Annotated in this window: 3 protein-coding genes; all 3 read right to left on the reverse strand. The window is 57.9% G+C overall.

Annotation, left to right across the window (positions count from 1 at the left end; all coding sequences use genetic code 11):
* Positions 1 to 252 precede the first annotated feature (252 nt).
* Genes Q8O35_RS08380 through Q8O35_RS08390 form a run of 3 tightly spaced genes read right to left on the reverse strand, consistent with a single transcriptional unit; the run spans position 253 to position 1,401 of the window.
* Positions 253 to 702, reverse strand: coding sequence for a hypothetical protein (locus Q8O35_RS08380; RefSeq protein ID WP_305572200.1), 450 nt, complete (start codon positions 700 to 702; stop codon positions 253 to 255).
* Between the two features lie 55 nt (positions 703 to 757).
* Positions 758 to 1,162 carry a type II toxin-antitoxin system death-on-curing family toxin gene (locus Q8O35_RS08385; RefSeq protein ID WP_305572201.1) on the reverse strand — a complete coding sequence of 135 codons (405 nt, stop codon included), beginning with the start codon at positions 1,160 to 1,162 and terminating at the stop codon, positions 758 to 760.
* Positions 1,159 to 1,401, reverse strand: a complete 243-nt coding sequence (locus Q8O35_RS08390; protein ID WP_305572202.1) for an AbrB/MazE/SpoVT family DNA-binding domain-containing protein — start codon at positions 1,399 to 1,401, stop codon at positions 1,159 to 1,161. Before Q8O35_RS08390 ends, Q8O35_RS08385 begins: the two co-directional genes overlap by 4 nt.
* Positions 1,402 to 1,604 lie beyond the last annotated feature (203 nt).

Raw genomic sequence — 1,604 nt, forward strand, 5'->3', positions numbered from 1 at the left:
AGAGAACAACATCGACATCCTTTACGGCGAGAAGAGCAAGGCCCTTTACGCCCTGCTGACCAAAGACGCCGCCACCACCTGGCTAGGCGATCCCCCGCCGTTCATCCAGCAGGCGCAGAAGCAGTTGCGCGGCATCGAGCCGCCGCAGTAAGCGCCGCACGACGATGGTAAAGAAAAGCCCCCGGCTCAGAGTTGAGGCGGGGGCTTTTTGTATGCGTCTCTTCTGCCGAGTGCCGCATTAAACCATTATGCTTAGTCAAGAGACAAATTGTATACCTCGACCATAATTCCATGCTTTGACTGTACCCATTCCATGATTGCCAACCGCCCAGGTTCCTTACACTTCTCCATTCCTCCCGGCTTGCATAAAAAGACAAGTTTCGAGACGGGGTGGCCCGCATTCTTGAGGAGAAGAGCCTTAAATATATCTTTTTCGAATTCTGTGTTATTGTTTCGCAATCCTAGTGCAATCTCAACAACCGTTGATTCTTCCTTAAAATAATAATCAACAGCCATTCTTGTGGTGCCACAGCACACTTCAACGCCAACCGAAATGTTCGCCAGCATCCGCATCCTAACGGACTTCTCGTAAGCCAACGTCTTAAAATTACCTTTTCCAGCACCCGCTCTTAGGTCAAATCCAGCAGTCTTTGCAGCCTCTTCCTTCGCAATCCCAAAAAGGAAATCAAAACCCATCCCCATACTACACCCTCCTTAGGTTATCATCAGCACAGGGGGCAACCTGCAAATGCTCCCCCTACCCTCGCAGCCATCCCGCCAGCTCCCGCTCCGTCACCTCGCCCTTGCCCAGGCGCTCGAAGACCAACACGCGTTCCACGTCCGGCGCGGCCATGTCGCAGCCGTGGAGCAACAGGAACAGGCAGCAGACCACATAGGCCGTGCGCTTGTTGCCGTCGATGAAGGCGTGGTTGCGCGCCAAGCCATAGGCATAGGCCGCCGCGAGGTCAAAGGCGTCCGGCGGCGCGACACCTTGCGCGGCGTGGGCCAGCAGGTTTCTAGGCCGCGCCAAGGCGCTTTCCAGCAGACCCAGATCCCGCAGGCCCGGCAGCCCCCCGTGCTCGGCCAGTTGCGCGTCGTGGATGGCAAGCACGGTCTGCGGCAGAATCCAGCGCCAGCGCGTCGCAGGATTGCCCCCGCTCATCGCTTGGCCAGCTCGCGCAGAATATGCCGGTCCTGGCGCATGAGCTTTTCCGCCGCCGCCATCTGCAACGCGAACTCCTCGGAGAATGACTCGTCCAGGGGCGTCAGCCGCACGCCACCGTCCCCGGTCTCGGTGAAGTACACCGTCTCGCCCTCGGCAACCTTCATCCGCGCCAGCACTTCCTTGGGGATGACGACCCCCAGCGAATTGCCGATTTTCCGTATCTTGACCGCCTGCATGGGGCACCTCCATTCGTCTATTGCGTGGGAACAAATGTTATAACGCGCATGGCAACCCGTCAAGCCCTCCCCCACCCCGCCCCTTGCCAACCCGCGCCCAGGTGGCTATAGCCTGCCGCATTATGACAAAAGATCTCATCATCGTTGAGTCACCCGCAAAGGTGAAGACTATCGGCAAATTCCTCGGCAAAGACTACGCGGTC

Source organism: Humidesulfovibrio sp., from assembly GCF_030689645.1.
GTDB lineage: Bacteria > Desulfobacterota > Desulfovibrionia > Desulfovibrionales > Desulfovibrionaceae > Humidesulfovibrio.

Excerpts from the sequence above, each read along its gene's own strand:
- Q8O35_RS08380 (WP_305572200.1), bottom strand. The coding sequence starts at position 702 with ATGGGGATGGGTTTTGATTTCCTTTTTGGGATTGCGAAGGAAGAGGCT.
- Q8O35_RS08385 (WP_305572201.1), bottom strand. The coding sequence starts at position 1,162 with ATGAGCGGGGGCAATCCTGCGACGCGCTGGCGCTGGATTCTGCCGCAG.
- Q8O35_RS08390 (WP_305572202.1), bottom strand. The coding sequence starts at position 1,401 with ATGCAGGCGGTCAAGATACGGAAAATCGGCAATTCGCTGGGGGTCGTC.